The organism is Rhodococcus sp. BH5, assembly GCF_027583855.1.
Taxonomy (GTDB): domain Bacteria; phylum Actinomycetota; class Actinomycetes; order Mycobacteriales; family Mycobacteriaceae; genus Rhodococcus_F; species Rhodococcus_F qingshengii.
In genome coordinates this window covers 476,650-500,740 of the sequence record NZ_JAJHVW010000001.1, presented here as the reverse complement: position 1 = coordinate 500,740, position 24,091 = coordinate 476,650, and the positions used below count along the sequence as shown (strand labels likewise).

Sequence of the window (24,091 nt, the reverse complement as noted above, 5' to 3'; positions counted from 1 at the left end):
TGGATCAGGTTGCGCTTCGCTCGTCCGAGCCCATGGCGTCGAGCACCGCCATGCGGGTGGACGACGTTCCGGTGATGGTGTTCTCGCCGACCCCGGAGATCAGCATGTGGCGCCAGCGAGCCTCGTCGAAGACGAGTGGTGCGGTGCTGGAAAGAAAATCTTCGACGATCTGCAGGAAACGCATCGGATCGTCGCGGAACGGGAAGTGGCCCGAGCCGCGGAAGACTTCGAGGCGTGAGTTCGGCATCGCCGCGTGCGCGAGATGAGCGTGGGAGACGGGAATGACGGAGTCGTCGTCGCCCCAGATCAGTTGAACCGGCAGATTCTCGGTCAGATAACAGCGGTCGAGCATCGTGACGACCTGTCCGCGCCAGTCCACGACGGCCCGCAGCGTACGAAGGTAGGCCTCGTAGGCAGTGGGGTCGGGGAGATCAGCGAGCACGCGAATCAGGTCCGGTGTGTCATGCAACATGGTGCCGGGACGCAGATTTGAACCGTGAACTACGCCGGCAAGGTTCCCGGCCATCCGGACGAGCGGCATCGCACCAGGTATCCGGAGCAGCTTTACCACCTCGTTGACCACCGGAACGGACATGAGGCGCAGCAGCGGATGGACGTCCTTGGTGACGCCACCGGCCGAGACCAGCACGAGGCGATCCACCATGTGTGGGAATTGGTAGGAGAACTGCATCGCTACGCCGCCGCCGAGCGAGTGCCCGATGACGGTGACGTGCTCGATGCCGAGCGTCGACAGAAGATCCCGCATGCCGTTGGCGTACGCGGCTACCGAGTAATCCGCGCGTGGCTTGTCGGAACGGCCGTGACCCAACAGGTCAGGTGCGATGACCGTGTACTTCTTGGCGAGGTGGGGAATGATCTCGGTCCACGTCGACGAGTTGTCGCCGATTCCGTGCAGGAGCAGTACCGCCGGACCCTCGCCGGCTATCCGAAATGCGCGTCGGTAGCCGTGAATCGTCCGGAACATCATCCGCGGTTCCTCGTCGGGGACCGGTCGGAGCTGACGGTTCCGTGGTCTGCTCATGTCGCCTCCTGGCTCGGAGTGTGACCACGTTGACTGTCTGCTCCAGTTGTTGAGCCGTCAACGAAAATCACACAGAGTTTGAGGCTATCCGACGGATGTGTCCTGAACAACAGCCCAGGTAACGGAGGGGTTGCGGAATGCGCACAATGTCGAATTATGCGCCCCGCCCGTCACATTTTCGTCAGTTGTCGCCTCGATCGAGGTCTCCAGCTGAGCCGAAGTCGTCATTTCCTGCCTGTTCGGCCAGGAACTTTTCGAACTCTGCGCCGATCTCGTCACCGCTGGGAAGGTCGGCCTCGCCGGCCAGAAGGGACGACTGTTGTTCCTGAGCGGCGACAAAAGTGTCGTATTGACGCTCCAAAGCGTGGACTACAGTCTGAACTTCTTCGTTCCCGGCTATGTGCTCGTTAACCTGTTCCCGAACGCGCGCCGCGGCCTCACCCAGTGCAACCAAGGGCAACTCCAGATCCGAAACCTCGGAAACGTTTTCGAGCAAAGTTTCTGCGGCGCCGGGGTAGTCCGTTTGCGCGAGGTAGTGGGGGACATGCACCGAAAAGCCCATCGCCTCGTGCCCGTGCTGAGACATACGAAGCTCGAGCAGTGATGATGCGCTGCCGGGAACCTGCAGTTCACCTGACCAACGCTGATGGTCCTGGATCAGGTCCTTGTTGGTCGAATGTGCTGTCACACCCAGCGGTCGGGTGTGCGGGATTGCCATCGGAATCGCGTTGAGCCCGATGGTTCGACGCACTCCCAACTGTTCGGACAACAGTCGAACAGCTGTGGTGAACCGCTCCCACTTGAGGTCCGGTTCCATCCCTGCGAGCAGCAGGAACGGCGTGCCGGCCGTATCGCGCAGTGCGTACAGATTGAGCGCCGGAGCGTCGTAATCGGAGAAATGATCGGCCTTGAACGTCATCGTCGGTCGACGCGAGCGGTAGTCGATCAGCTCGTCGACAGCAAACGACGCGACAAGCTCGGTCTCGAGGCTTTCGCGCAGATGCGTCGTCGCCAACTTCACGGCGTGACCGGCGTCGGAGTAACCCTCGAGTCCGTGAATCAGGATCGGTCCCTGGCCGTCGGCAGCCGCCAACTGGGGCGCCGGAAATTCCAGCTCGTACATCCTCGACTGTTCGTCCATCGCAGTCCCCTTCGCTCTTCGGTCTTGATCTCAAGTGTCCACTATCGGCGCACGCTCGACAGCATCGGAGTCAGGTGCCCGACAGCACTGGATCAGACGTTCATCGGTAAGAACACCGAGTCGGTGACCGATCATTCCCGATCCGACGAGACGGGCGTTCGCCGAGAGCGAAGCTGAGCGGTATCTTTCGACACTTGGCCTGGGCGTTCGCTAGATGTCGGGTGCGCGGCTTCGGACATGGCAGAGTGGAACACAAGGTCGGCACGGCCGATTTGTCCGAAATGGATTGGTCGATTGTCGGTATCGGTCGAGTGCGGAGGCTTACATGCGGGTGTGTCCACGATCGTCCAGGCGAGTGGCCGCATGCTCACTTGCTGCGGTGGCCGCCGTTGCACTACTCGCGGGCTGCTCCGGGTCGGTCCAAGGAGCACCCGTTCCGGACTCCGCGCCGGCGACTGCCGGTGCGACCGACAGCGGCACGGCGGCGCCGAGTACGACGGCTGCACCCAAATCCTCGACGCCGAAATCCACCTCTCCGAAAACGGCGGCACCGCTGTCCGAACTGCTGCTCACTCCCGAGGAATTCCCCGAGCCCTTCGGCGCTGTTGTGCTGCCCCCGCAAGCCGTTCCGATGGCAGCACCGGATCTAGTAGGCGTCCCGCGCGGTGCCACCGTCGATCCGTCCGAATGTGAGCCACCGGAACAGGATTACGGTCCGAACGGGACCGTGATGGCGGTCGGGACCGACAACGCGACGAGGGCAACGATTTCGGTTGAACTCACGAAGGTCGATGCACCACTGGACGAGTTGGAAGCGCAAACTCGGCAGTGCCCGTCCATGACTGTCACTGCGAACGGCATCACTACGGCAGTGACGACGGAAATTCTTCCGCCGTCGCCGATCGATGCCGACAAGACGATGTCACTTCGCCGCACTGTCGTGTCCCCCAAGGCCACAGCCGGTGATCAGACGATGCTGACCTTGATCGCGCAGGTCGGCGACGTACGGGTGGCGACAACACTGATGACGTTCGGTTCTGCGACGCCCTCGACGGCACCGCTGGATCAAGCGTTCACCGCAGCCGTACAGAAGGTCAAAGCAGGCAAGTGATTTCGCAGCACACAGGTCCGACAAGTAGCGGAACTGCTCGGTGCGGCGCGGTACTTGGTCCCCAACAAATGCGGTAATCCACAGACGACTTGGACGCAGCTGTTTTCCCTGGTCGAGCAGACGGCCGGGTCAGGGTGATCAGCGACGGTGTGTGCATGACGACATCACCTCTTCCGGGAGAATTCGAATTCTCCGACGACGACCTTGCCGCCCTTCTCGGATGCGTCGAACGCGTCTCCGATCCAGGCGAATTGATCGCGGCAATACCCGCACTCCTGGGCTTCCATCCGTCCAACTCTGTGGTTGCGCTGTCTCTGATGGGCGCCTCCGCCTCGACGCTCGGACCAGTGATGCGGCACGACTACTTTCCCAGTGTCAGGGGGAAGCCCGCGAGGCAGATGAGCGCGGCGCTGCGCCAGTTCGCCGCCGTCTGTGACGGGGAAGGCGCGCGTGCGGTCGTTCTCGTGGTGATCACCGATTGCTCGGCAGCTGAAACTCTGATCGATGAAACCATCGAGCTGGCCGAGGTATTCGAAGACATGCTCGGCGGAACCTGCGTCGAGCTGGCCGACGTATTGTGCACGGCCGCAATAGAATCTGGCCAGCCGTGGACGAGCGTCATGCGTTCGATTCACCGCGGCACCCTGCCAGACCCGGCATCTTCGTCGGTTGCAGCAGCACAGGTGTTGGGCGGGAGGGTCATTCGCCGTTCGCGTGAGGAACTGGTCCGGTGGGTACACGGCGCCGCTCGCAATCACGACACGATTGCCCGACTGATCGCGAGCCGACGAGAGTCGAGCGCGCACAGAGGGGGACCGAGCGGTGAAACCGCAGTTCAGCGCCGGATCGATCTGGTGTTGGAACATGTCCGCCGTGTCGAGGCAGGCGCTCACCGCCCTGACCCGCAGGAATGCGCCGATCTGGTGGTCGCATTGACGGACGTACGCGTGCGCGACGTGGTGCTGGGATTGGCGATCACGTCCGTTGCGGCACATGCTGAGCAATTGTGGCTCGTGCTCACCCATGAAGTACCGTCGCCCGAACGAGCTTGGCCGGCAACACTTCTCGGCTTCTTTGCATACGTGCGTGGCGACGGCCCTCTGGCAGGCGTTGCGCTGTCGGCCGCACTGTCGGCCGATTCGGAACACACCTTGGCGGGATTGCTGGATCTATCGCTGCAATCCGGTGTGCGCCCCGACGGAATCCGTGACCTCGCGGCCGTCGGATTGTCCATCGGGGAATCGCTCGGAATCACCGGCTTGCCGCCGGCACTGCCGAGTGGAAGCTAGCGAGCAGCGTGTGAGCGGTCGCCCAGATCCTGGAGGAACTGCCATGCGTCGGCGACGATGACGTCGAGATCGGTACGCGTGGGCGTCCAACCCAGCTCGGCAATCGCCTTGTCGCTCGATGCGATCAGTACTGCCGGATCACCCAGCCGTCGTGACGCGTCCTCGACGTTGATCGGCAGGCCGGTGACCCGCGCACAGGCGGCGATCACCTCGCGCACGCTGAAGCCGGCACCGCTTCCGAGGTTGTAGATGCGGTGCTCGCCGGGAACCGAAGATTCGAGCGCCAGTAGATGTGCTTCGGCGAGGTCCAGCACGTGGATGTAGTCGCGTACCGCGGTTCCGTCCGGCGTGGGCCAGTCGGTTCCGAAGACCGAGATCTTGTCCCGCTGTTCGAGCGCGACCTGCAGGACGAGTGGAATCAGGTGGGTTTCGATCACCCGGTTCTCGCCGGCGGACTTGTACGCACCTGCGACGTTGAAGTAGCGCAAGCTCGTCGCACCGAGGCCGTGAGCGATCGAGTACGAGGTGATCGCATGATCGATCGCGAGCTTGGTCGCGCCGTACGGATTGGTGGGGCGGGTCGGAGCGGTCTCCACGATGGGGGACTGCTCCGGTTCGCCGTACGTTGCGGCGGTGGACGAGAACACGAGGCGCGGAGTACCGGAGACACGGATCGCCTCGAGCAACTCGATGGTCGTGACGACGTTTCCGCGCCAGTACTTTTCGGGGTGCAGCACCGATTCGCCGACTAGCGACTGCGCCGCGAAGTGAAGCACACCGTCGAAAATCGGTGAACCCGCACTGCCGAGGACGTCGGTGGCAAGCGCTCCCACGTCCCCTTCGATGAACTCGGCACCGGCAGGCACCGCGTCGGCATTTCCGGTGGAGAGGTCGTCGATGACGACAACCTCGTGTCCACGCTCGAGCAACACAGTGCTGCACACACTGCCGACGTAACCGGCGCCGCCGGTGACCAGGAGTTTCATCTACTTCCTCAGACCTGCTTGACCTGAACGGCGTGAGCCATTTCCTCGGACAGGTCGAACCCGCTGTGACCCGGCACGATGATCGTCACCGAGCCCGGACGGGTTTCGACCGTCACCCTGGCGTCGGGAACGACGCCGGCGTCACGCAGCTGCGCGATCACCTCGGGATCGGACTGCACGTGCTCGGCCAGTCGCCGAACGACCACAGCTGTCTGTGCGCCGTGCGGAATATCGGTCAGGCGCACCAATGTTTCGGTGGTGGCAACCGGGCCGTCGAGTCCCAACTGGTCCAAGCCCGGAATCGGGTTGCCGTAGGGCGACGTCGTGGGGTTGTTCAGAACGACGACGAGCCGACGCTCGACCTCCTCGCTCATCACGTGCTCCCAACGGCATGCCTCGGCATGTACGTCTTCCCATTTGAGACCGATGACGTCCACCAGCAGGCGCTCTGCCAACCGGTGCTTACGCATGACAGAGATCGCGAGATCGCGACCCTTGTCGGTGAGTTCCAGATGTCGATCGCCGGCGACCATCAGCAAGCCGTCACGCTCCATACGCGCAACAGTCTGGCTGACGGTGGGTCCGCTCTGTTCGAGCCGTTCGGCGATCCGCGCCCGGAGTGGGACTACGCCCTCTTCTTCCAAGTCGTAGATCGTCCGGAGATACATCTCCGTGGTGTCGACTAGATCCTTCACACTCAACCCCTTCGTCAGTTGATCATTCTACCGTTCAGTTCGTGGTTCCGGTGCCGCCTCCACCGCGGCGAGTCCAGCGCGTGTCCGAATTGGATTCGTGTCACTCGATCTCGGTCTCCGAAGCGGGCCACGAGTGTGGTGTGCAGCACGAAACGAGAAGGAAGTAGCGTGATCCCATGACCGCGTCGATCAGATCTGACGGGGACCCCGCGGCGTCTCGAGCGAATCGAGTCGTGGTGTGGAGTCCGGAGTACCTGAGCTATCGGTGGAGCGCCGATCACCCGATGAATCCCACTCGCCTCGATCTCACGATGGCACTCTCGCGAAGCCTCGGACTTCTCGAGGGCATCGAATTTCTCGAACCGAGTGCCGCGTCCGATGCCGACCTCCTCAGAATCCACACACCGGCATATCTTGCAGCGGTCAAAGACGCGGGTAACTCTGCGAACAACGGTGTGAGCGGCCAGGATGTTCCCCACGGGCTCGGTACCGAGGACAACCCGGTCTTCCCGCACATGCACGAAGCCAGTGCGATCCTCGCCGGCGGCTCGCTGGCCGCAGCGCAGGAAATCGCTTCGGGACGTACGAGGCGCGCGGTCAGCATCGGCGGCGGCATGCACCACGCGATGGCGGATTGGGCCTCTGGATTCTGCGTCTACAACGATGCGGCGGTTGCGATTTCGTGGCTGCTCGACAACGGCTACGACCGCATCGCCTACATCGACGTCGACGCTCACCACGGCGACGGAGTGCAACATGCGTTCCTCGGGGACCCGCGGGTGCTCACGGTCTCGCTGCATCAGCACCCGGCAACCTTGTGGCCGAACACCGGATGGTCGAGCGAGGTCGGCGACGGGGCCGCCGAAGGTACGGCGGTGAACATCCCGGTGCTGCCCGGAACCGTCGACGCGTTGTGGCTGCGTGCATTTCACGCCGTCGTCCCGGGAGCCATTGCAGCCTTCCGCCCGCAGATCATCATCAGCCAGTGCGGAGTCGACTCGCACCGCGAGGACCCGCTCGCGGATCTCGCCCTCACCGTCGACGGTCAGCGCGCCGCGTTTTTGGCGATGCGTGACCTCGCCGACCGCTACTCCGAGGGGCGGTGGCTGGCAGTCGGAGGCGGGGGATACGGACTGGTGCGCGTCGTGCCGAGGGCATGGACTCACTTGATCGCTGCAGCGCTCGATCGCGAGATCGACGTCGACACCGCTGTCCCGGAAGACTGGAAGGAATCGACGAAGCTGCGAGCGCCGAGCGTCGACCTCCCGCCGACCATGGGGGACGGCGGCGATGTCGCCTACACGCCGTGGGACGGCCCGGGTGGTACACCGGAGACAGGTGTCGCCTCGGTGGACCGTGCACTCACCCGTATCGACTCGGCGATCATCGCGACACGTCGCGCTTCGTTCCCGCTACTCGGACTCGACCCGGAGGATCCCCGTGACTGAACAGTCCGATACCGAAGCTGCCGGCGGCGAGGCGAGCGGCCAGGCGCCGAAGACCGACCCCGCTCACACCTATCCCCATTCCTGGGTAGTCGATGTTCTCGCCTCCGACGGCGGAGCGGTGGCGTTGCGACCCATCGTTCCTGAAGACGCGGACAAGCTCGTCGAATTCCACGGCAAACTCTCCGAGCGCACCCGGTATCTGCGCTACTTCGGCCCGTACCCCACGATGTCGGCGCGCGACGTCAAGAACTTCACGACGGTCGACCACCACAACCGTGTGGCGTTCGTGATGATGCTCGGCGACGAGATCATCGCGGTGGGTCGATACGAGCGACTGCTCGACGTCGGTGACGGAAAGTCTGCCGAGGTCGCCTTCGTCGTCGCCGACGCACACCAGGGGCGCGGCCTCGGCCCGATCCTGCTCGAGTACCTGGCAGCGGCAGCGGCCGAGAACGGTCTGACGATGTTCGTCGCCGAGGTCCTCTCCGAGAACCGCAACATGGTGACGGTGTTCCGTGAGGCGGGGTATCAGGTGAGTCGCTCTTTCGACGGTGGCGTGCTGAGACTCGAATTCGCGATCGACCCGACGGAAGCGCTTGTTTCAGTGCGTAATTCGCGTGAGCGGGCAGCTGAGGCCCGCAGCATGGGGAACGTGCTGAGTCCGCGATCGGTGGCGGTGATCGGCGCATCAGCGGACCCCGCAAAGGTGGGTAACGCGGTGTTGACCAACCTGCTGCGCGGCGGATTCACCGGACCGGTCTATCCCGTCAACGCGGAGCATCGTTCGGTACACGGCGTTCGGGCATATCCGACGGTTCGTGACATCCCCGACGACGTCGATCTCGCCGTCGTGGCTGTACCTGCAGAATCGATCAATTCGGTACTCGACGACTGCCTCGACAAGGGCGTCAAAGCGCTGGTGGTTGTCTCGTCGGGCTTCAGTGAGAGTGGTCCGGACGGGCGCTCGTCCGAACGCAAACTGGTCCATGCAGCGCGCGCTCACGGTATGCGCCTCATCGGCCCGAATGCGCTGGGTGTCGCGAACAACGACCCGGCGATTTCGTTGAATGCGACGCTCGCGCCGGTCTTGCCGGTGGCAGGCAACGTCGGCTTCTTCTGTCAGTCCGGCGCGCTCGGTATCGCCATTCTCGACGAAGCCGCGCGCAGCCGAATCGGATTGTCCGCCTTCGTTTCCGCCGGTAACCGTGCGGACGTCTCGGGTAACGACCTTCTGCAGTACTGGGATTCCGACCAGTCCACCGAAGTGGTCCTTCTCTACCTGGAGAGCTTCGGCAACCCACGGAAGTTCTCTCGCATCGCCCGTCGAGTTGCGCGGAAGAAGCCGATCGTCGCAGTGAAGAGCGGTCGGCACGCGGTTCCGCCGGTGCTCGCCGCCACCGGAGTCGAGATCGACGATTCGATCGTCCGCGCCCTCTTCGAACAGGCGGGCGTCATTCAGGTCGGGTCCATTTCACAATTGTTCGACTGCGCCTTGCTCTTCGGATACCAACCGTTGCCCGCCGGCCCCCGGCTTGCGGTCATCGGCAACTCGACCGCGCTCGGTGTCCTTGCTGCGGACGCGGCCCGCAGTGAAGGTCTGCAGGTCAGCGACCCGGTCGACCTCGGCGCCCAGGCGAGTCCGGAACTGTTCGCCACTGCCGTGCGCGACGCTTTGGCGTCGTTCGACGTCGATGCCGTCATCGCCGTCTTCGTTCCTCCGGTAGCCATTCCGGTCGAGCCGTTCGCGAAAGCACTCAAGGACGCCGTCGCAGGCTCGGACAAGCCGATTCTCACCACGTTCCTCGCAGCTGAGGGTGTGCCGGACGTCCTGGCAGTTCGTGACGAAGTCGGTAACCCGACCCGCGGTTCGGTGCCGTCCTACCCGGGGCCGGAGCGTGCTGCCCTGGCGTTGGCGAGGGCTTGGCGATACGCGGAGTGGCGCAGCAAGCCTGCGTCGAAGGTGGTTCGCCCCGTGGGTATCGACTCCGAGCGAGCCCAGAAGATGGTGGCTGATTGGCTTGAAAACTCTCCTGGCCGTTGGCTTTCAGATGTGGAAGCGGCGGCGCTGCTCGAGTGTTACGGGGTCGCCGTCGTCGAATTCCGTTCGGTCCTGAGCGAAGACGAAGCAGTAGAGGCAGCGGATGCTGTCGGCTACCCGGTCGCGGTCAAGGCAACCGGCGAAATGTGGCGACACCGACCGGATCTGGGCGGCGTCAGGCTGGATCTGAGTGGACCGGAATCGGTGCGCCTCGCTTACCGAGATCTTGCGGCCGCGTCGGGTGAACCGCTGCTGCACGTGCAGAAAATGGCAACCAAGGGCATCGGATGTGTGGTTGGTGTCCAAGACGACCCGTCGTTCGGTTCGCTGATCTCGTTCGGGCTTGCCGGTGTGATCTCCGATCTCCTCGGTGACCGTGCCTATCGCGTACTGCCTCTCACCGAGGACGCTGCTACGGAATTGATCGACGCGCCCAAGGCCGCGCCGCTTCTCTCCGGATACCGCAACGCCGTTCCGGTCAACAAGGGTGCGTTGGTTGATCTGGTCCAGCGCATCTCGGCGCTGGCCGACGACATTCCCGAAGTCCGCGAACTGGCCTGTGAGCCGGTACTCGCTTCGGCTACCGGCGCGGAGATCACCGATTCACGTGTCCGAATCGGACCTGAGCCGAGCGCAATCGACCTGGGGCCCAGGCGGCTGCGGTAGACACAGCGAACAACACCGGCCACCGCACATTCCCGAGGGGGAGGGAAGTAGCGGTGGCCGGTGCTTTGTGCGGTGCGTCAGCGCGCGTGGTGTGGCGCGCTGACGCACGTGCTGTGTTGTTTGATCAGCTCGCGTAGGACCGCAGTTTCTCGGCGCGATCGCCGACGCGGAGCTTGCCCATGACCTCACGCTCGATCTGACGAACCCGCTCACGCGAGAGGCCGAAGAGCTTGCCGATCTGATCGAGGGTGCGGGGCTGGCCGTCGTCGAGACCGTAGCGAAGTCGGATGACCTGCTGCTCCCGCTCGTCGAGCGTCCCGAGCACGCTGCGCACATCGCTGTGCAGCAGACCGGCGATGACGGCGTTCTCGGCCGAGGTCGCCTCGGAATCTTCGATGAAATCGCCCAAGGGCGCTTCTTCGTCGTTGCCCACAGGCATGTCCAGGCTTACCGGGTCGCGGCTGTGGTCGAGCAGGTCGGCAATCTTGTGCGCCGGGATGCCCGACTCTTCGGCCAACTCGTCGTCCGTGGCTTCTCGCCCGAGCTGCTGGTGCAGTTCGCGCTTGATGCGGGCGAGCTTGTTGACCTGCTCCACGAGGTGGACTGGGAGCCGGATGGTGCGGCTCTGATCAGCCATTCCGCGGGTGATTGCCTGACGGATCCACCAGGTGGCGTACGTCGAGAACTTGAAGCCCTTGGCGTAGTCGAACTTCTCCATTGCACGGATGAGTCCGAGGTTGCCTTCTTGAATCAGATCGAGGAGCGGCATGCCGCGGCCGGTGTAGCGCTTGGCCAGCGACACGACGAGTCGCAGGTTCGCTTCCAGGAGGTGGCTACGTGCCGACTGTCCCTCGCGAACGATCGTTGCGAGATCCCTCTTCTTGGCGACTGTCAGGCGCTTTCCCGTGGCAAGGACGTGGCTGGCGTACAGCCCCGCTTCGATTCGCTTCGCCAGTTCGACCTCGTCTGCTGCTGTCAGCAGTGCGGTACGACCGATCCCGTTCAGGTAGACGCGGACCAGGTCTGCGGCCGGGCTCTGGGCGTCCAGATCTGCGGCGCTCGGACGAATGCGAGTAGTGGTGCTGGGGCTTGTCATGACTTGCCTCCCTATCGGCGGTCTCTCACACAGTTCAACGTGTGAGAGTTCCGGGAAAGTTCCCGTGCCGATTTCCGCTAAATCGCCGTGACCTGCAGTTATTTCCCAGTCGTCCTGAGAAGTTGCTGAGAACACAAAGATCTGCAACTCACCGGGAACTCAGTTCGTGACGGGAAGCACCAACCCGTGTCGAACCAGCGAGACCATCATTGTGACGACGGCCTCACGTAGCTGGTCCGGGTCTTCGCCGTTCGCCGCGGCAAGAAGTTCGATCAATTCGTCGACCACCAGTCCATCCGCTCGGAGTCCGGCCAACAGCGCAGCACCGAGCTCGTCGATCTCGTGCTGCCAGTGCGGTCCGTTGCCGCGGTGCACGCGCGTGACCACTTGTTGCCATCCCTCGTCACCGGGGAGGTAGACGCGTTCGAGAGCCGTGTCCGGATCGAGGACGAAGCGTTCCTCGAGGACGTCGTGTTCACGCAACCAGGCAAGACGGTCGAAGTATGCGAGCGCCTCGGCCCCGAGCGGGTCCGAGAAGCCGTGCATGAGGTCCTCGGCCATCAGGTCGGTGGGGGAGTCGGTGCGGCGAAGAAACACGAAACCGAAGCCGACGCCCTCGACATCGGCTTCTTCGAGGTGATCCAGCCAGGCGTTTGCTCTCGATGCCGTTTCCGGATCTCGAGGATCCTGCCCGCCGTCCTTGAGCCACGTGCCGACGTACAGAGCCGGATCCGCGACATCGCGCTGGACCACCCAGGCATCAACGCCGTGGGCCGGCAGCCACGACGCGATCCGCGACCGCCAGTCCTGCCCTTCGACGTGCACCCAGGACGCCAGCAGAGCTGCCGTGCCGCCGGGGTTCAGGTAGTCGATCGATTGCGAGATCATCAATTCGCTCGCACCGTCGAGATCGAGGCCGGAATCGCGGTACGTGTGATGGACGCGTGCCTCGCCGACGACAAACGGCGGATTGGCGACCACCTGGTCGAAGGTTCGACCCTCGACGGGTTCGAACCAGGACCCTTGAAGGAGTTCGACGTCCAGTCCGTTGAGGGCCATGGTTGCTGCCGTGAGGTCGACAGCGCGTTGATTGATGTCGGTTGCGGTGACCGAATCGGCGTACGTGTTCGCGTGCAGGGCTTGGATGCCGCATCCCGTACCGAGGTCGAGCACGCTGCCGACCCTCGCGGTGGGCGTGGCCTGCAGCAAGGACAGTGACGCATGCCCGACGCCCAGCACATGATCGGCCGTGGCCTTCTTGGGACGGATTCCGCCGTCGAGATCCGAGATCACCCAACGATCGCCTTCGCCGACGTCGATGGGGCGAAGATCCACCGCGGCCCGCACGAGCGGATTCTCACTGTCGAAGTTCTCACCTTCGAGCAGACCGGCGTCGACGCACTGCGCGATTGTCAGCGGAGCCAGCGCCGCGGCGACGTCGCCCGCCGGGCAGTCATCGGCGAGAAGGAACAGTCTGATGAGAACGCCCAGGTCCCCGAGTTCTCGGGTGGCGCGGCGCACGGGCACCGGCTCACTTCGACCGAGAGCAGCGTGAACTTCGGGACCCAACGCCTCGAGCATGGTTCCGGTGTCGAATCGATTGCGAAGCAGAGCCTCACGCAGCGCAGGGGTGATGGACAGGAGCGTTTCGCTTCTCACCCTGTCATTCTCGCAGGCGGAACTTGTCAGCCTTCGATGGTGTGGTGCGTCGCGGATTCGATCTCGCCTGCGGTCTTCTTTCGTCCGTCGTATCGACTCGGTTCGTCCTTGGTGCGCGGTGGTCGGTCGTTGGCGATCAGGACGGCGATCCAGGGAAGCGGAATGGATGCACCGATGATGAGCATCGAGATCCAGGCGTTGGCCCAGATGCCGTACGCGATCGCCGCGAGGATCAACGCCGGGAACCGGAAGGACATGATGATCATGTACTTGCGCACTCGGGCTTTGTGCTGTTCTTCGACGGACTGCTGCGCTTCGGTGATCAGTACGGGATTGTCGGGAGTCCCGGCCTCGTCGGACCTGCCGAACGCGCCATTTCGTGCCATGACTCCACTGTTCCACTCTCGGCCGACAATTGCACACGACCCGTGGGTCGCACCGCTGTGACGGAGACGGCATTATTGGAGGGGTGAGCACTCAAACCAAGGAACGTCCCGACGTCTCCACCGACGAAACGACCGACGACGACACCCCGAAGTTCTTCCACTACGTGAAGAAGAACAAGATCGCCGAGAGCGCCGTCATGGGAACCCATGTCGTCGCGCTGTGCGGTGAGGTGTTTCCCGTGACGAAGTCCGCCAAGCCGGGATCACCGGTGTGCCCGGACTGCAAGAAGATTTACGAAGGACTCCGCAAGGGCGACTGACCTCGGGTCACGCGAGCGGCAGTACTTCCGGAGCTCGGCGGATCGACAGCCTCGACGCAGTCGGCCGCCGGGCCCTTCGCGTCTGCCTGCGGTTCGTCGTAGGGTTCTTGGTCTACGCACGAGTTCTGGTGCGACTTCGATTGTCTGCTCTCGGTTTGTCTGCTGCGGGGCCGCCCGTACGAGGGGACCGTGGCCGGGTCCGCTTTGTCGCCCGAGATGCGGATCGGGCTGGTGGCCAGGTGCCAGGTCAGGTTGGTGACCGGACCGGTCTTTTCGTCGGTGTTCTGAGCCGCAAGCCACTCTCGCATCTGCTCCATCCGAGTGGCACGAGCGGGCCAGAACTCCTGAACCGTCGCGTTGAACTCGGCGCCGAGGACGACGGCAAAACCGAGGAAGAATGTGAAGAGCAGAAACGCGATCGGCGTTGCCAGTGCGCCGTACGTGTAGCCGGTGCTGGTGACGAATCCCAGGTACCAGCGCAATCCGGTGCTGGCGGCCATGAAGAACACACCGGCGACCAGGGCGCCCGCGAGCAGCCGATGCCACGGCAGCGACTTCGGCAGAGCGACCTTGTAGAGCGTCGTGAGGCCGATGATCACCAGCAGACCGACAGCGGGGTAGTAGAACGTGTCGACCAGATTCGATCCGACCACGTACCAGGAGGCCGGCAGTGCTCGCCCGACGAGCGTCGGCCCCAGAGCTACCAGCGGCAGGATGAACACCGCCATCACCAGGAACATCACGTAGAGCAGCAGGGCGAAGATGCGCTGCCAGATGGGATTGCGGGCATCCTGCTGCCCGTGTGCTTCCACGATCGAGTCGACGAACGTACTGATCGCCGATGATCCCGCCCACAGGGACAGCAGGAAGCCCACCGAGATGATCTCCGGGCGTCCGCGCTGAAGGACGTCCGTCACCGTCGGGCGGATGATCTGGTCGACGACGCTTTCGCTGAAGATCGTTCCGCTGAACGTGACGATCTTGGATTCGATGATCTCGACGGTGTTGGGTCCGAACCACCCACCGATGTAGCCGATCATTCCCAGAAGGCCGAGCAGCAGGGGAGCAAGCGACAGCGTTTGCCAGAACGCGGCCGTAGCCGCCTTTCCGAAGATGGAATCGTCCCAGGCCTTGCTCAGGGTTCGACCGATCAACTGCCCGGTGCGGCGTAGCGGATGCCATCTGCGGTGGTGCAGATCACTTCCGCTCGACTTCTCGCCTCGCGCTTCACTCATGATGTCTCCAGCATCCCTGACGACACACCCGGTTGCCCAACCATGGCGCCGACGTGTCGCACATTTCTGAGACAATTCGCGTGCAGGTCGGCAGGATGCGAGAGAAGCGAAACCTCGCCGGCCGGAGTGAGAACGGCCATGAGTACGCGCTTCGAGTGCGGCTTTCGTCGGTGGCGGCGGCTAGGCTCGTCGCCGGACATTGATGAAAATTCGAGGAGCGCGAGACAACAGTGCGATTCCAGTGGAGGCGCGGCCTATGACGTCTGAGACCGTGGCAGCCGAGTTCGGCAATTCGCCCGAACCCGCCGGAGCTCAATCCGCGGGAACCCAACCTGGCGCCCCTACCGGTTCCCTTCGTGCATGGCAGCGCCGTGCACTGACCAAATACCTTTCCAGCAGTCCGCGTGACTTTCTGGCGGTCGCAACGCCGGGAGCAGGTAAGACCACCTTCGCTCTGCGGGTAGCTTCGGAATTGCTCCGTGACCGGACGGTCGACCAGATAACCGTCGTGGCGCCGACCGAGCACCTCAAACACCAGTGGGCGGAGTCCGCACAGCGCTCCGGCCTCGCATTGGACTCGCGGTTCTCCAACTCGACCGGCCAGACCTCGAGTGACTATCACGGCGTCGTGCTGACCTACGCCCAGGTTGCCTCGCACCCGTCGAAGCATCGTGTGCGGACCGAGGGCCGCAAGACGCTGGTCATCCTCGACGAGATCCACCACGGCGGCGACGCCAAGAGCTGGGGCGACGCCATTCGTGAAGCGTTTGGTGACGCGACCAGGCGTCTCGCACTGACCGGAACCCCGTTCCGCAGTGACGACAGTGCCATTCCTTTTGTCGAGTACGAGCCGGACAAGGAAGGTCTGCTCCGCTCGAAAGCCGACCACTCCTACGGATATTCGGATGCCCTCAAGGACGGCGTGGTTCGCCCCGTCGTGTTTCTCGCCTACTCGGGCGAGGCACGGTGGCGAAACAACGCCGGCGAGGAATTCACCGCTCGACTCGGCGAGCCGCTGAGCGCCGAGCAGACGACTCGGGCCTGGCGTACGGCCTTGGACCCTGCCGGCGACTGGATTCCTGCCGTGCTGCAAGCAGCAGACACCCGTTTGGCGCAGCTGCGCAGTACCGGTATGCCCGATGCCGGCGGACTTGTCATCGCGACGGACCAGACAGTGGCCCGCGAGTACGCGAAGGCCCTGACCGCGATCACCGGCGAACAGCCGGCCGTCGTGCTGTCCGACGACCCCACCGCGTCCAAGCGAATCGCCGAATTTGGTGCGAGCGACCAGAAATGGATGGTCGCGGTCCGCATGGTGTCCGAGGGCGTCGACGTTCCCCGTCTGGCGGTCGGTGTGTACGCGACCAGCGCGTCGACTCCGCTGTACTTCGCTCAGGCGATCGGGCGCTTCGTACGTTCGCGTCGTAAGGGCGAAACTGCCAGCGTCTTCCTGCCGTCGGTGCCGGTGCTTCTCGACCTTGCCGCACAGCTCGAGGCCCAGCGTGATCACGTACTCGGCAAGCCGCATCGTGAGAAGGACGGCCTCGAAGACGACCTGCTCGCCGATGCGAACAAGCAGAAGGACGAGCTGGGCGAGGAGGAGAAGGCGTTCACGTCCCTGGGCGCCGATGCCGAACTCGACCAGGTGATCTACGACGGATCATCCTTCGGTACCGCGACATTCGCCGGAAGTGACGAGGAAGCCGACTACCTCGGTCTGCCAGGCCTACTCGACGCCGATCAGATGCGGGCATTGCTGCGTCAACGCCAGCAGACGCAGGTCGAGGCCAACTCGGCCAAGGCCGCCGCCCCGCAACCCACGGCGGCAGTGGTATCCGATCGAGCGGCCACGGCAGATCAGCTCGGTGCGCTCCGCAAGGAGCTCAACGGGTTGGTGGCGATGAACGTTCACCGCACTGGTAAGCCGCACGGCATCATTCACGCGGAACTGCGCCGGGTGTGCGGCGGTCCGCCGACGGCCATCGCTACTGTCGATCAGCTGACCGAACGCATCGCGATTCTCCGCAGCTGGTAGCAGCCGATACCGGTCCCGCACGCTTCGCGTGCTTGCGGCCCCGGAACGGCAGAACGGGCGATCACAGTGACTGTGATCGCCCGTTCTGGCGTTCATGGCGCGCCTCGTGAAGAGGCCACCCCCGGCTGACAGGTCAGATTGCGGGTTCGCTTTCGGAGACGACGGCATTCATCTCGCGAAGTCGATCCGCGTGTTCGGTTGCGTGGTGTCCGCAGAAGAGAAGCTCGCCGCCGGTGGGAAGCACGGCGCGTACGCGTGCTCCGGCACCGCACCGGTCGCACCGGTCGGCAGCGGTCAACTGTGGGCTGGTCAGTGTTCCGGGCATGACTCCTCCGTACTGGCTTTGCGGCATTCGGGCCGCGTGCCTGGGGCCTGGTCCGCCGCGTCGGAATGGCGCGGTAGATCCACTCTTACAGACGTTTGGGGTTTACGGGTTGTTCCCGAAGGCGTTTCTTAGTGTTGTGTCTCACTGGAAATGCGCTGGGCAGGCATTCTCGGGTGAGGATTGTTCGCTGACAGCTGATTCGGATCGCCGACCTCAGCCCGATATTCTGGGCGGATGAACCCGGGACGCGAACCACTTGTCGACGAGAGCGTCGAGTTGCTCCACATGTGCACGCGCGAGGAGTGGGCGCGGGCACAACAGCTCGGTGAACGTATCCCCGACGGATTCGAGGCGGAGGGATTTGTCCACATGTCGACTCCGGCGCAAGTTCATCTCCCGGCCAATCGGATCTTTGCCGGCCGTGACGACATAGTCCTTCTGGCTATCGATCCGGCCTTGCTCGTCGGTCAGGTCAAGTACGAACCGGGTGTCCCCTCGGACCCGGAATCGATGCGATTCCCGCATCTGTACGCCCCGATTCCCGTCGCAGCCGTCACCGCTGTCGTCGAGTATTTTCCGGGCGAGAACGGCGTGTTTTCGCCGGTTCGGTAGGTCGCCGGTTCGCTCGCCGCGAAGTGCTCCCCGCGGATAACGGCCCTCCCGCGATGCAGGTCACCGATCGGCGCTACCGTTGGTGTATGAACGTAGAAGTCACCCCACTACCGGGGATCGGGACGCGCAAGGATTTTGTTCTGTCTTCCGGTCGTCGCGTGGGTGTCGTCACCCATCGGGACGGTCATACCGACCTCATCGTTTCCAAGGCAGACGACCCTGACGCGTGTGCTGCCTCGCTGCCTCTGACCACCGAGGAAGCGGCAGCGCTCAGCAATCTCCTGGGTGCCCCACAGCTCGTTGCTCAGCTCGAGGAAGAGCACCGTGACCTTCCGGGCATTCGAACCAAACAGCTCTACATCAAGGACGGTTCTCGCTACGACGGACAGACCCTCGGGGACACCGGCATGCGCACGCGCACCGGAGTGTCCATCGTCGCCGTCATGCGCGCAGGACAGGTGAGCCCGTCTCCGAACCCCGACTTCACGTTCACCGGGGGAGACCTTCTCGTGGCAGTCGGAACGCCGGACGGTTTGGCTGCAGCGGCAAAAATCTTGGCCAACGGCTGACTGGCGCGTGGACACAACCACCCTCGCACTGATCGAACTCGGCGCGGTCTTCTTCGCGCTCGGACTGCTCGGACGGCTCGCTGCTCGCGTCGGCATGTCGCCGATCCCGTTCTACCTGATCGGCGGCCTGTGCTTCGGACAGGGCGGTTTCATCCAGCTCGGCGACATCGGCGAGTTCTCCCATCTGGCAAGTGAGATCGGGATCGTCCTGCTCTTGCTGCTGTTGGGGCTCGAATACACTGCGGCCGAGCTCGTCACCGGTCTCAAACGCTCGCGGGTAGCCGGCATCGTCGACATCGTCCTCAACGCCACCCCTGGCGCGGTTGTCGGCTTGATGCTCGGTTGGGGCGTCGTGGGGGCGACGGTCATGGCCGGCGTCACCTACATCTCGTCTTCGGGAATCATCGCCAAGGTGCTCAGCGACCTGGGGCGCCTCGGTAACCGCGAGACACCGGTCGTGCTGTCGATTCTGGTGTTCGAAGACCTGGCGATGGCGCTGTACCTGCCGATTCTGACCGCGATGCTCGCGGGCGTGAGCTTCATGGGCGGGCTCGAAGCGGTCGGCATCTCGTTGTTGGTCATCACCGTGGTACTTGTTGTGGCCCTCCGATACGGACGGTACGTCTCCGCCCTCCTCGACAGTCCCGACAGTGAGACGCTCCTGCTCAAGCTGCTCGGTGCCGCACTGTTGGTCGCCGGCATCAGTTCGGCGATGCAGGTGTCGGCGGCTGTGGGCGCATTCCTCCTCGGAATCGCGATCTCGGGGTCGACGGCGCACAATGCCAGTCGCGTGCTCGAGCCCCTTCGAGATCTGTTCGCCGCAATGTTCTTCGTGGTCTTCGGTCTCAACACCGATCCCAGTTCCATTCCGCCAGTCCTCGGATGGGCCGCGATCCTGGCAGTGGTCACGGCGATCACGAAGCTGGTAACCGGCGCCTGGGCGGCCAGACGTCAGGGTGTCGCGCGAATGGGTCAGGCGCGCGCCGGTGCCGCTCTGATCGCCCGCGGTGAGTTCTCCATCATCATCGCAGGCCTCGCGGTGTCCGCAGGCGCCGTCGACGCCGAACTTGCCGCATTGGCAACTGCTTACGTGCTCCTGATGGCGGTCATCGGCCCGGTGGCGGCAAGAGTTATCGAACCGGTCGCCTCGTTGTACATCAAGGTTCGTACGAAGTCCTGATTGCGGTCCTATTCTGTCCGGATGTCGAACAGAATCGCCCGTCCCGCCGCGACCGCTCTGTGTGCGCTGATCATCTCGTGTGCACCGGTCCCGGCGCTCGCCGGTGGAATTCCCGCTCTCGACCACGCCGGACCCACAGCTGCGCAGGTTGCCGCGGATCGATCGCTACACCTCGAGGGTGCGTCGAACGCGCGTGACATCGGTGGCTACGACGCCGCGGACGGGCAGACCGTTCGGTGGGGGAAGGTATTTCGCTCGAATGCCCTCGACAAGCTGACACCGTCGGATCTCGCGTCGTTGAGCGAACACGGAGTGGAATCGGTCGACGACTTCCGTACGGTCGTCGAACGAACGCTCTCGCAGGATCGCCTTCCGAACGGGGCGCGAAGCAACTGGTTCGACGTCATCGGAACCAACCCCGCCAACCTCCCGGCGCTGGTGGACATGCCGACGATGTACGCGTTGATGGTGACCGATCCGGGGGCGAGCCGCGCATTCCACGACGCGCTGGTGAACGTCGCGAACACCGACGGTGCAGTCCTCTACCACTGCTCGGCGGGCAAGGACCGTACCGGTTGGATGACCGCAGTTCTCCTGACCGTCCTCGGCGTGAGTCGCACCGACGTGAACGCCGATTACATGCTCAGCAATCAGTACCTCACCGGACCCCGCACGGGGAGCGCGTTCATCGACGGCGTCGAACAGTCTTGGCTGGACACGTCTTTCGCCACGGTGGATCGGGTGTACGGCAACTTCGACAACTACGTCCGGGACGGCCTTCAGTTGAGCGAGGACGATGTCGCACAACTCCGGGACACACTCTTGGTCTGAGGCGGCAAACGCACAAGAGCCGCTCTCCGGCGATCCGGGGAGCGGCTCTTGTGTGCATAGCTGGTGTGACTAGTCGAGGTAGTCGCGCAGAACCTGCGAACGCGACGGGTGGCGCAGCTTCGACATCGTCTTCGATTCGATCTGGCGGATACGCTCACGCGTGACGCCGTAGACCTGTCCGATTTCGTCTAAAGTCCTCGGCTGACCGTCGGTGAGACCGAAGCGGAGGCGAACCACGCCGGCTTCGCGCTCGGACAGCGTCTCGAGTACCGACTGCAGCTGATCCTGCAGCAAAGTGAACGAGACGGCATCGACTGCGACAACAGCTTCGGAGTCCTCGATGAAGTCACCGAGCTGGCTGTCGCCCTCGTCGCCGATGGTCTGGTCGAGAGAGATCGGCTCACGCGCGTACTGCTGGATTTCCAGCACCTTCTCCGGCGTGATGTCCATTTCCTTGGCGAGCTCTTCCGGCGTGGGCTCACGGCCCAGGTCCTGGAGCAGCTCACGCTGGATACGGCCGAGCTTGTTGATGACCTCGACCATGTGCACCGGGATACGGATGGTGCGAGCCTGGTCGGCCATTGCGCGGGTGATGGCCTGACGGATCCACCACGTGGCGTAGGTCGAGAACTTGTAACCCTTGGTGTAGTCGAACTTCTCGACTGCACGGATCAGACCGAGGTTGCCTTCCTGGATGAGGTCCAGGAACGCCATACCGCGGCCCGTGTAGCGCTTGGCCAGCGAGACGACCAGGCGGAGGTTGGCCTCGAGGAGGTGGTTCTTGGCGCGGTTGCCGTCGCGGCAGATCCAGCTCATGTCGCGTCGCTGAGCCGCAGGCAACTTCTCGCCCTTGTCAGCGAGGTCCTGCATGATCTGCACGGCGTAGAGGCCGGCCTCGATGCGCTTGGCCAGTTCGACTTCCTCTTCGGCGTTGAGGAGTGCGACCTTGCCGATCTGCTTGAGGTAAGCGCGAACCGAGTCGGCGGACGCCGTCAGTTCGGCATCCTTGCGTGCCTGACGGAGAGCCTCGGACTCTTCCTCGTCCCAGACGAAGTCGCCGGAAGCCTTGTCCTTCTCGGACGGCTCTGCAGCGGTCTCTTCGTCTTCGCCGACTGCTACGACCTCGACGACATCGGACTCGACCTCGGCAAGGTCGCCGTCCGTGATGTCGATGTCTTCCAACTCGACATCGCCGTCTTCGGCGTCAGGATCGCCGGCCTTCTTGGGGCTGGCCTTCTTAGCTGCTGCCTTCTTGGCCGGAGCTTTCTTGGCCGGAGCCTTCTTTGCTGCTGCCTTCTTGGCGGGGGCCTTTTTCGCCGGAGCCTTCTTGGCTGCCGGAGCGGTGACGGTGGCCGCCTCCACGGCTGGAGATTGTGGCTCTGACTCTGATGGAGAATCAGCAGTCTGACGTGTATCGGTGGCTGCCACGTACGCCCTTTCGTGACGGTGTCGTGCGGCGTCACGCCAGAGTGGTGATCCGGCGGAGAGGTCAATGGTTGTTGGCCGGCGCGCAGCCGGACTTCACCATTGTAACGACTCTCAGGAAACTCTTACGTCACGGCGGGCCGTAACAGGTAGATTTTCCGCTTTTCACGTGCAGGTTTTCTCATCCGGCGACGGGGGCCGGCCTGGTCAGTCCGACCGATGCGAGCGCAGCTCCGGCGATTCCCGCGGTGTTGAGGAGGGTGGCGGGGACGACCTTCGTGCGGTTGGTCAGGTGCGGAATCCACTTCTCGTGCTTGCGGCTGATTCCGCCTCCGGCGATGAAGAGATCTGGCCAGAGCAGGTTCTCGAAGGTGGTCAGAACTCGCGAGACCTCGACCGCCCACTCCTTGTAGCTCCAGTCCTTCTTCTCCTTCACCGACGACGCCGCCCGGTGCTCGGCTTCCTTGCCGTCGACCTCGAGGTGGCCGAACTCGGTGTTGGGCAACAGAACTCCGTTGTGCAGCACGGCAGATCCGATTCCGGTGCCGAAGGTCAACAAGATCACGACGCCGGAGGTGTCTTTGCCCGCTCCGAACGAGTCCTCGGCGATTCCGGCAGCGTCGGCGTCGTTGAGGACGGTGACCTCGCGCCCGCCCAGCGCCTTGCCGAACAGGGCGGCGGCGTCGGTGTCGATCCAGGACTTGTCGATGTTCGCGGCGCTTCGCGCGACGCCGCCGGTCACGACAGCGGGCAAGGTGATGCCGACCGGACCGGTCCACTTGGCCTGCTCGACGATCTCGGCGACAGTGCCCGCGATCGCATCGGGTGTGGACGGCTGCGGGGTCAGGATCTTGATGCGGTCACCGATCATTTCCCCGGTGCTCAGGTCGATCGTGCCGCCCTTGACGCCGCTGCCGCCGACGTCGATCCCGAAACCTGTGGTTGTCATCGTCCTGCGCTCCTGAGTGTCGAATTCGAGGTCACGATCTACCGTTGCAAACACTAACCCGAACGAGGACCCGGGCGCGTCCTCTCGAACCGCCCGCCTCGAGACGTTCGAGTGGTGCCCCTCGGTAGAGATGTGTTGCGATGGTCCGGTGCGCCCTTCAGAAAGAACGTTGCCCGACTTTTCCGCCGATTCTCTGGACCCCGCACAGTTGCGGGAAGTAGCCGTAGCCGTCGCCGAACGCGCAGCCGAACACGTCCGCTTGCGTCGGCCCGAGGTATTCGGCCTGGTGGGTTCCGGTGCCGCCGAGGGTGGTTCGGTTGCGGCGAAGAGCACGCCCACCGATCCCGTCACGGTTGTCGATACCGAAACCGAACAGGTGATTCGCGACCTTCTGGCGCAATGGCGGCCTGCAGATTCGATCCTGGGTGAGGAAGGTGGCGGAGACACCGACGATTCCGCGGGAGTTCGGTGGGTTGTCGATCCCATCGACGGCACGGTGAATTTTCTCTACGGAATCCCCGCGTTCGCCATCTCGGTGGCCGTACAGATCGACGGGGTCTCGGTAGCCGGGGCTGTCGTCGACGTGTCGTTGGAAACCACGTACGCCGCGCATCGGGGCGGCGGTGCAACCATGACCACGGCCGACGGCGTCGTCAGCGACCTGCAAGCCAATGAGGTGACCGAGCTGTCAATGGCGCTGTTGGCCACCGGCTTCGGTTACGGAGCGGATCGCCGGAAGGTGCAGGGCACGTTGATCGGGCAGATCCTGCCGCAGGTTCGCGACATCCGACGCATCGGTTCGGCGGCTTTGGATCTGTGCATGGTTGCCACCGGCCGGGTCGACGCTCACTTCGAACACGGACTGAGTCCATGGGACTGGGCAGCCGGCTCCTTGATCGCTTCCGAAGCGGGCGCCGTCATCAACGTCCCGGCGCCCAATTCCACGTCGGCCGACGGCGATGTCGTTTACGCAGTCGCTCCGGCGATCGCCGAGCAGTTCGCGCACATGCTCAGTTCGATCGGCGCAGATCAGCCGATTCCGAGCTGAGGCCT

At 63.8% G+C, this 24,091-nt stretch carries 22 protein-coding genes; 11 read left to right on the top strand and 11 right to left on the bottom strand.

Going from position 1 to position 24,091, the window contains the following annotated elements:
• Positions 1–4: 4 nt before the first annotated feature.
• The gene (locus RhoBH5_RS02205; protein ID WP_007732813.1) at positions 5–1,042 is read right to left on the bottom strand and encodes an alpha/beta fold hydrolase; all 1,038 of its coding nucleotides are present in this window, start codon (positions 1,040–1,042) and stop codon (positions 5–7) included.
• Positions 1,043–1,223: 181 nt separating this feature from the next.
• A complete protein-coding gene (locus tag RhoBH5_RS02200; RefSeq protein ID WP_003942198.1) occupies positions 1,224–2,183 on the bottom strand; it encodes a proteasome assembly chaperone family protein in 960 nt (319 codons plus the stop codon).
• Positions 2,184–2,508: 325 nt separating this feature from the next.
• Between RhoBH5_RS02200 and RhoBH5_RS02195 the strand changes: the two genes are divergently transcribed.
• Positions 2,509–3,294 carry a sensor domain-containing protein gene (locus RhoBH5_RS02195; protein ID WP_256261726.1) on the top strand — a complete coding sequence of 262 codons (786 nt, stop codon included), beginning with the start codon at positions 2,509–2,511 and terminating at the stop codon, positions 3,292–3,294.
• Between the two features lie 155 nt (positions 3,295–3,449).
• Positions 3,450–4,583 carry a DUF4192 domain-containing protein gene (locus RhoBH5_RS02190; protein ID WP_037126687.1) on the top strand — a complete coding sequence of 378 codons (1,134 nt, stop codon included), beginning with the start codon at positions 3,450–3,452 and terminating at the stop codon, positions 4,581–4,583.
• Here the strand turns inward: RhoBH5_RS02190 and galE are convergent.
• Both galE and RhoBH5_RS02180 read right to left on the bottom strand, forming a co-directional pair.
• Positions 4,580–5,569: a UDP-glucose 4-epimerase GalE gene (galE, locus tag RhoBH5_RS02185; RefSeq protein WP_215515881.1), complete on the bottom strand. Its 990-nt coding sequence runs from the start codon at positions 5,567–5,569 to the stop codon at positions 4,580–4,582. The genes RhoBH5_RS02190 and galE overlap by 4 nt on opposite strands.
• Positions 5,570–5,577: 8 nt before the next feature.
• Positions 5,578–6,264, bottom strand: a complete 687-nt coding sequence (locus tag RhoBH5_RS02180; RefSeq protein ID WP_003942150.1) for a metal-dependent transcriptional regulator — start codon at positions 6,262–6,264, stop codon at positions 5,578–5,580.
• Positions 6,265–6,440: 176 nt separating this feature from the next.
• Here RhoBH5_RS02180 and RhoBH5_RS02175 point away from each other — a divergent pair, with 176 nt between their 5' ends.
• Positions 6,441–7,712 (top strand): acetoin utilization protein AcuC, encoded by a 1,272-nt coding sequence (locus RhoBH5_RS02175; RefSeq protein WP_003942159.1) that lies wholly within the window; start codon positions 6,441–6,443, stop codon positions 7,710–7,712.
• Positions 7,705–10,416 (top strand): bifunctional acetate--CoA ligase family protein/GNAT family N-acetyltransferase, encoded by a 2,712-nt coding sequence (locus RhoBH5_RS02170; RefSeq protein ID WP_030536893.1) that lies wholly within the window; start codon positions 7,705–7,707, stop codon positions 10,414–10,416. Before RhoBH5_RS02175 ends, RhoBH5_RS02170 begins: the two co-directional genes overlap by 8 nt.
• Positions 10,417–10,540: 124 nt before the next feature.
• On the opposite strand, the gene RhoBH5_RS02165 is transcribed toward RhoBH5_RS02170, so the two are convergent.
• The 3 genes from RhoBH5_RS02165 to RhoBH5_RS02155 all read right to left on the bottom strand — a co-directional run bounded on the left by RhoBH5_RS02165 (position 10,541) and on the right by RhoBH5_RS02155 (position 13,557).
• Entirely contained in the window at positions 10,541–11,512 is a 972-nt protein-coding gene (locus RhoBH5_RS02165; RefSeq protein WP_003942639.1) for a sigma-70 family RNA polymerase sigma factor, read from the bottom strand.
• Positions 11,513–11,671: 159 nt separating this feature from the next.
• Entirely contained in the window at positions 11,672–13,171 is a 1,500-nt protein-coding gene (locus tag RhoBH5_RS02160; RefSeq protein WP_270007906.1) for a DUF7782 domain-containing protein, read from the bottom strand.
• A gap of 26 nt (positions 13,172–13,197) precedes the next feature.
• A complete protein-coding gene (locus RhoBH5_RS02155) occupies positions 13,198–13,557 on the bottom strand; it encodes a DUF3099 domain-containing protein (protein WP_003942638.1) in 360 nt (119 codons plus the stop codon).
• Between the two features lie 83 nt (positions 13,558–13,640).
• Between RhoBH5_RS02155 and RhoBH5_RS02150 the strand changes: the two genes are divergently transcribed.
• A complete protein-coding gene (locus RhoBH5_RS02150; RefSeq protein WP_003942602.1) occupies positions 13,641–13,877 on the top strand; it encodes a DUF3039 domain-containing protein in 237 nt (78 codons plus the stop codon).
• On the opposite strand, the gene RhoBH5_RS02145 is transcribed toward RhoBH5_RS02150, so the two are convergent.
• Positions 13,850–15,112, bottom strand: a complete 1,263-nt coding sequence (locus RhoBH5_RS02145) for a YihY/virulence factor BrkB family protein (protein ID WP_270007905.1) — start codon at positions 15,110–15,112, stop codon at positions 13,850–13,852. The genes RhoBH5_RS02150 and RhoBH5_RS02145 overlap by 28 nt on opposite strands.
• Before the next feature lie 256 nt (positions 15,113–15,368).
• Between RhoBH5_RS02145 and RhoBH5_RS02140 the strand changes: the two genes are divergently transcribed.
• The gene (locus tag RhoBH5_RS02140) at positions 15,369–17,147 is read left to right on the top strand and encodes a DEAD/DEAH box helicase (protein ID WP_020907558.1); all 1,779 of its coding nucleotides are present in this window, start codon (positions 15,369–15,371) and stop codon (positions 17,145–17,147) included.
• Between the two features lie 133 nt (positions 17,148–17,280).
• Here RhoBH5_RS02140 and RhoBH5_RS02135 read toward each other — a convergent pair whose 3' ends face one another.
• Entirely contained in the window at positions 17,281–17,472 is a 192-nt protein-coding gene (locus RhoBH5_RS02135) for a DUF7455 domain-containing protein (RefSeq protein ID WP_003942643.1), read from the bottom strand.
• A 234-nt stretch (positions 17,473–17,706) separates the two neighbouring features.
• Here RhoBH5_RS02135 and RhoBH5_RS02130 point away from each other — a divergent pair, with 234 nt between their 5' ends.
• The 4 genes from RhoBH5_RS02130 to RhoBH5_RS02115 all read left to right on the top strand — a co-directional run bounded on the left by RhoBH5_RS02130 (position 17,707) and on the right by RhoBH5_RS02115 (position 20,664).
• Positions 17,707–18,084, top strand: coding sequence for a DUF952 domain-containing protein (locus RhoBH5_RS02130; protein ID WP_064112866.1), 378 nt, complete (start codon positions 17,707–17,709; stop codon positions 18,082–18,084).
• Positions 18,085–18,170: 86 nt separating this feature from the next.
• Positions 18,171–18,653, top strand: coding sequence for a cation:proton antiporter regulatory subunit (locus tag RhoBH5_RS02125; protein WP_021344116.1), 483 nt, complete (start codon positions 18,171–18,173; stop codon positions 18,651–18,653).
• Between the two features lie 7 nt (positions 18,654–18,660).
• Positions 18,661–19,833, top strand: coding sequence for a cation:proton antiporter (locus tag RhoBH5_RS02120; protein ID WP_003942634.1), 1,173 nt, complete (start codon positions 18,661–18,663; stop codon positions 19,831–19,833).
• A 21-nt stretch (positions 19,834–19,854) separates the two neighbouring features.
• A complete protein-coding gene (locus tag RhoBH5_RS02115) occupies positions 19,855–20,664 on the top strand; it encodes a tyrosine-protein phosphatase (RefSeq protein WP_270007904.1) in 810 nt (269 codons plus the stop codon).
• Positions 20,665–20,733: 69 nt separating this feature from the next.
• Here the strand turns inward: RhoBH5_RS02115 and RhoBH5_RS02110 are convergent, their stop codons facing one another.
• Positions 20,734–22,158, bottom strand: coding sequence for an RNA polymerase sigma factor (locus tag RhoBH5_RS02110; RefSeq protein ID WP_370333980.1), 1,425 nt, complete (start codon positions 22,156–22,158; stop codon positions 20,734–20,736).
• A 112-nt stretch (positions 22,159–22,270) separates the two neighbouring features.
• On the bottom strand, positions 22,271–23,038 hold the full coding sequence (gene ppgK / locus RhoBH5_RS02105; protein WP_007732834.1) for a polyphosphate--glucose phosphotransferase: 768 nt from the start codon (positions 23,036–23,038) through the stop codon (positions 22,271–22,273).
• Positions 23,039–23,207: 169 nt separating this feature from the next.
• Between ppgK and RhoBH5_RS02100 the strand changes: the two genes are divergently transcribed.
• Positions 23,208–24,086, top strand: coding sequence for an inositol monophosphatase family protein (locus RhoBH5_RS02100; RefSeq protein ID WP_042920008.1), 879 nt, complete (start codon positions 23,208–23,210; stop codon positions 24,084–24,086).
• Positions 24,087–24,091 lie beyond the last annotated feature (5 nt).